This window comes from Candidatus Methylomirabilota bacterium (assembly GCA_036005065.1).
In the GTDB taxonomy this organism is placed as follows: Bacteria; Methylomirabilota; Methylomirabilia; order Rokubacteriales; family DASRDR01; genus DASYQW01.
The window spans coordinates 1-5421 of record DASYQW010000334.1 but is presented as its reverse complement, the minus strand read 5'-3'; the positions used below and the strand labels follow the sequence as shown (position 1 = coordinate 5421).

The window sequence follows — 5421 nt, the reverse complement described above, 5'->3', positions numbered from 1 at the left end:
GGAGGCCACCATGCAGAAGCTGTCGCCGGCACGGGCCCAGGAGATGGCCCGCTCGCTCATGCAAGGCCAGACCAGCGAGCAGGTCCAGAAGGTCGCCCGGGACCTCATCGACTGGTCGAACAAGAACCGCCAGCGCCTCTCAGAAGCGGTGCAACGCGAGGTCAAGTCCCAGCTGAAGTCCCTGGGGGTCGCGGGCCGCGACGAGGTCGACGCGCTGAAGCGGCGGGTGCGCGAGCTGGAACGCCAGGTCGGGGGCGGGGCGACCACAGCGAAGAAGCCGACAGCCGCGCGTCCCCGGGCAAAGAAGCCGACGTCCGCGACGAAGCGCAGCACGGCCGGGTCGGACAAGGCCTGAGCCAGGCCACGGTGACCCGCCGGCGGCTGGATGCCGAGCTGGTCCGGCGGGGCCTGGCCCGCACCCGCACCGAGGCGCAGGACGCCGTGCGAAACGGGTTGGTCGTGGTCGGCGGCCGCTCCGCGAGCAAGCCGTCGACGCTCGTCCGATCGGACGAGGCTCTTGCGATCGCCGGGCCACCCCGCCGGTACGTCTCCCGGGGCGGGGACAAGCTCGACGCGGCTCTGGAACGCTTCGGGGTGGCCGTGGCCGGCCGCGATGCGCTCGACGCCGGAGCGTCCACCGGCGGCTTCTCCGATTGCCTGCTCCAGCGAGGGGCAGCCCGGGTCGTGGCGGTGGACGTGGGGTACGGCCAGCTGGCGTGGGAGCTTCGCCGGGACTCCCGGGTCACCCTCCTGGAGCGCACGAACGTGCGCGACCTCGTTCCGGCCGACCTCCCGTTCATCCCGCAGGTGGTGGTGGCCGACCTCTCGTTCATCTCCCTTCGCCTGGTCCTCCCGGCGCTGGCTGAGGTGGCGATGGAGGGCGCCGACCTCGTGCTGCTGGTGAAGCCGCAGTTCGAAGCGGGGCCGAAGGACGTGGGCGCGCACGGCGTGGTTCGCGACCCGGGCGTGTGGCGGCGGGCCCTCGAGCAGGTCGTCGCGGCCTGCAAAGCGTCGGGAGCCATGTCCGACAAGGCAATGACGTCCCCCCTCCTCGGCCCCGCCGGAAATGTCGAGTTCTTCATCCACGCGGTCAAGGGGGGTCTCGCGCAGCCGCCCGATCTCACCGGCGCGATCGGCGAGGGCCTGCGCATCGGAGGGGGATCGTGAAGGCGGCCGGGTTCGTCGTCCATCCAGCCCGCGAGACCGCGATGGCGGCGGCCAAGCACCTGTCGCAATGGTTCGAGGACCGCGATGTTCAGGTCCGGTGGTTCGATCCGGCGAACGCCGACGCCCGGATGGCCGGCGACTTCGCGGGCGGGCTCGACCTGATCCTGTCGGTGGGAGGCGACGGCACCTTCCTGCGGGCGGCCCACGTGGCTTCGGCCGTCGGATGTCCGGTCCTCGGCGTAAAGGTCGGCCGGATGGGATTCCTGACCGAGGTGGAGCCGGAGGAGGCGCCTCCCCTCCTCGAGCTGGCCGCGACGGGCGGAGCAAGGATCGAGGAGCGATTGGCCGTGCTGGCCCGTCCGGAGAGCGATGGTTTCGCGCCCCAATGGGCCCTGAACGAGGTCATCGTGGAGAAACGAGCCCGCCACCGCCTGGTTCGCCTGGCCCTGTACGTGGGGGACGTCTACGTCACGACCCTGTCGGCCGACGGCGTCATCGTGGCCACCCCCACCGGATCCACTGCGTACTCGTTCTCGGCGGGTGGGCCGATCGTGACGCCGGCGATCCCGTGCTTGCTGGTCACGCCCGTGGCGCCCCACATGGTGTTCGACCGGACCCTGGTGATCGGCGCCGACGACACGGTGAACCTGGAGGTGGTGGGCGACGAGCCCGGGCTGATCTCGGCCGACGGGCGGGAGAGCCTCGAGCTTCCGATCGGATCGAGGGTGCGGATCGGGGCGGCCCCCAACCCGGCCCGCCTCGTTCGCCGGGACGACGCCCCGGCTTTCCACGCCCTGGTACGCGAGAAGTTCGGGCTCCCGGGCGGGGAGCGGTAACCGGCCGGGCCGGCGCCCTGCCCGAGGGTTGGTTCGGATACCCTGGTCGTGCCGATCCGATTCAGCGCCGACCGCCGGGTGGTCCGCGCGATGGGAGGCGATCGACACGTCCACATCGAGGGCCAGGAGCCTGCTTCGGCGGCCGCAGCGAAGGGAGCGGCCGCAGCAAGGCATGGCCCGGGTCGACGCCCGGACCAAGCGCCTGGTGGGCCGGCTGCAGCCCGGCGACGTCGCCGTGCTGGACCACGAGGACCTGGACAGGGTCTCGGCCGAAGGACTGGTAGGGGCGGGTGTGGCCGCCGTGGTGAACGCGGGACGCTCCATCACCGGTCGGTACCCGAACCTCGGCCCGCTCATCCTCCTCGACGCCGGCATCCCCCTCGTCGATGGCGTGGGCCCGCTGTTGCTCCGCAAGGTGAGGGAGGGTGACCTGGTCAAGGTCGATGGTGATCGCGTCCTGTCGGGCGACCGGTTGCTCGCCGTGGGTGTCAGACAGAGCGAGGCGTCGGTCCGCCTGGCCATGGAGGAGGCTCGCGCCGGGCTGGCCGACCGCTTCGAGAGCTTCGCCCGCAACACCGTGGACTTCATGCAACGCGAACGCGACCTCCTGTTCGGGGGGTCGGGGCTGCCCACGCTGGTGCACGAGTTGGCCGGCAGGCCCGTCCTGGTCGTCGTCCGGGGCTACCAGTACAAGGAGGACCTGGCCGCTCTGGGCTCGTACATCCGCGACGTGCGGCCGGTGCTCGTCGGCGTCGACGGAGGCGCCGATGCCCTCATCGACGCAGGGTACCTGCCCGATCTCATCATCGGGGACATGGACAGCGTGTCGGATTCGGCGCTGCGGCTCGCGTTGTTGCGGCCGAAACGACTGCGGCGCAAGCTTCCGACCGAGGTCGTCCTCCACGCCTACCGGGACGGATTCGCCCCCGGGCAGGCCAGGCTGGAGGACCTCGGCGTCCCGTATTCGATCGTGCGCGCGGCGGGGACGAGCGAGGACGTCGCCCTGCTCCTTTCCCACGAGAAGGGGGCCGATCTCATCGTCTCTGTGGGCAGCCACGGGAACCTCCGGGAGTTCCTGGACAAGGGGCGGATGGGCATGGCCAGCACGTTCCTGGTGCGCCTGCGGGTGGGGGAAACGCTGATGGACGCGAAGGGCGTGTCCCGCGTCTATACGCCGAGGATCCGGACCCGAGACACGGTGTTCCTGGTGGGGGCGGCGATCGTCGTGATGATCCTGATCATCGCCATCTCCCCGGTCCTGAGCACCTACGTGACCCTCCTGTTCGAACGGTTCCGTCAGTGGCTGTTCCACCTGAAGGAGCTGATTTGATCTCGTTCCGGTACCACATCTTCACGATCGTCGCGATTTTCCTCGCCGTGGGGCTCGGCCTGTTGTTCGGGTCGTCCGTCGTTCAGCCCGCGCTGATCGGGGAGCTGCGCCGGCAAACGCACGGACTCACGCAGGACCTCTCGGACACCCGGGCGGAGGTCAGCGATCTCAAGGCGCAGGTCGGGGCGCTCCAGCAAGCGGGCGACATCCTGCCCTCACTCGACCCGGGCACCCTGACCGGGCGGCCGGTGGTGATGGTCACGCACGACGGCGTGGACCCGCGCCTGTTGTCCCAGGCCCGGCTGTCGCTGTCCGAGGCCGCCGTCAAGGTTGTGGCCGAGCTGTCGATCACCGACCGGATGGCGGTCGGCGACGAATCATCCCGGGAAGCGCTGGCGCAACTCCTGGGGATGGCGAGCGACACACTGACGCCGACGCTCCAGGCGCGCGCGGCCGAGGTGCTCGCCCAGCGCCTAGCCGTGGGCGCGCCCCGTCGCGCCGTCGGGCCGAGCGGACCGGACTTCCTGGACGACCTCCTGACGGCCAACTTCCTGACCACCACGCCGGGTTCCCCTTCGATCTCGCGGGGGGACCTCTCGGGGATCGGGGGCAAGGGCCAGCTGGTGATCGTCCTGTCCGGTGGGCGGGGCGTGCCCCTCATCGATCCGCAGCTCTTCTTCGTGCCGCTCGTCGAGGGCCTGGTCCAGCGCGGTGCCACGGTCGGTGCGGGCGAGAGCGCGTCCACCGAGTATCCGTTCATCCCGGCGCTGCGGGCCGATGGAGCTGCCGGCGACGGCACGCGTATGGTGACCGTGGACGACCTGGACTTCTCGGTTGGTGGAGCGGCGCTCGTCCTCGGGCTGGAGCGACTCCTGCTCGTGGGGCAGGGAGGCAACTACGGGATCAAGGCCGGAGCGACGGCCGCCCTCCCGCCCCTGACGTGACCAACCGGAGGGTGCGCGCGCTCGTCACCGCCCGCAACGAAGCCGACCGGATCGCGGCCACGGTGTCGGCCCTCCGCTCCCTTCCGCAGGTCGCACACGTGGTGGTGATGGACGACGCTTCTACCGACGGAACCGCCTCCCAGGCCCTGACGGCGGGGGCCACGGTCTTGCAGGGCCGGCGCCGGGCGGGCAAGGGTCGGGCGGTCGACAGTGCGCTTCTCCGGCTCCCCCCAGCCGGGGTCTGGCTCCTGGCCGACGCCGACCTCGGCCACACCGCCGCTCGGCTCGGGCCGATCCTGTCCGAGGTGCTCGAGGGCCGGGCCGACCTTGCGGTGGCCGTGCTCCCTCCGGCGCGGAGCGGTGGGTTCGGGCTTGTGAAGCGGTCGGCGCGACGGGCCATCCGATTGCTGAGCGGGTTCCAGGCCGTCGAGCCGCTGTCGGGACAGCGCGCGATCACTCAGGAGGCGCTCCAGGCCTGCCGGCCCCTGTCGGCGGGGTTCGGGCTGGAGACTGGGATGACGATCGACGCCGTTCGCCGGGGGTTCCGGGTGGTCGAGATTCCAGCGGATCTCGACCACCGGGCTACCGGGCGCGGCATTGCAGGGTTCGCACATCGAGGGCGGCAGGGAATCGACATCCTGTTCGCGGTCCTGCCGCGGGCCCTTGGGTTTCGATGAGCGGGTGGAACGGGTTCCGGGCGGAGAACTACCGGGGCGAACAGCTTCCCGCCGTCCTCGGGCTGGTGGCCATCGCCCCGGGGGCGATCGTCGGTCTGTTCGCAGGCCTGGCCATCGTGACCGGGCAGGGCCGATCGCTCGATGCCGCCGCATGGATCTCGCTCGGAGGAAGCCTGCTCGTGTTCGCCGCCGGGCTGATGGACGACCTCCTGCCTTCCGGCCCTCGAGGGCTTCGCGCGCACCTGCGGTCGGTGGGGGCGGGCCACGTGACCACTGGCATCCTCAAGCTGGTCGTCATCGCGGGGAGCTCGGTGGTCGTGGTGGCTGCCCAGCCCGCCCGTCCCGGCGCCACCCGCCTGGCCGGCGTCGTCCTGCTGGCGGCGTGCGCCAACCTGTGGAACGGGTTGGACGTCCGTCCCGGGAGGGCCCTCAAGTACTTCATCCTGACCGCCGGGGCCGTTCTGGTG

General features: G+C 71.2%; 7 protein-coding genes. All 7 read left to right on the top strand.

What is annotated here, in order from left to right:
- On the top strand, positions 1 to 355 hold a 355-nt coding region (locus VGW35_22505; GenBank protein ID HEV8310445.1), incomplete at its 5' end, for a phasin family protein.
- 11 nt (positions 356 to 366) lie between these two features.
- Positions 367 to 1167, top strand: a complete 801-nt coding sequence (locus tag VGW35_22500; protein ID HEV8310444.1) for a TlyA family RNA methyltransferase — start codon at positions 367 to 369, stop codon at positions 1165 to 1167.
- A complete protein-coding gene (locus tag VGW35_22495) occupies positions 1164 to 2003 on the top strand; it encodes an NAD(+)/NADH kinase (GenBank protein ID HEV8310443.1) in 840 nt (279 codons plus the stop codon). Before VGW35_22500 ends, VGW35_22495 begins: the two co-directional genes overlap by 4 nt.
- 172 nt (positions 2004 to 2175) lie before the next feature.
- Complete coding sequence (gene steA, locus VGW35_22490; protein ID HEV8310442.1) at positions 2176 to 3333, top strand: putative cytokinetic ring protein SteA; 1158 nt, start codon at positions 2176 to 2178, stop codon at positions 3331 to 3333.
- Positions 3330 to 4277 (top strand): copper transporter, encoded by a 948-nt coding sequence (locus VGW35_22485; GenBank protein HEV8310441.1) that lies wholly within the window; start codon positions 3330 to 3332, stop codon positions 4275 to 4277. Before steA ends, VGW35_22485 begins: the two co-directional genes overlap by 4 nt.
- Positions 4274 to 4954, top strand: coding sequence for a glycosyltransferase (locus VGW35_22480; GenBank protein ID HEV8310440.1), 681 nt, complete (start codon positions 4274 to 4276; stop codon positions 4952 to 4954). The genes VGW35_22485 and VGW35_22480 overlap by 4 nt, the downstream gene beginning before the upstream one ends.
- On the top strand, positions 4951 to 5421 hold a 471-nt coding region (locus VGW35_22475; protein ID HEV8310439.1), incomplete at its 3' end, for a hypothetical protein. The genes VGW35_22480 and VGW35_22475, both read left to right, overlap by 4 nt.

What these genes read in the sequence shown, in the direction of transcription:
- steA (HEV8310442.1), top strand. Translation starts at nt 2,176, where the DNA reads ATGGCCCGGGTCGACGCCCGGACCAAGCGCCTGGTGGGCCGGCTGCAG.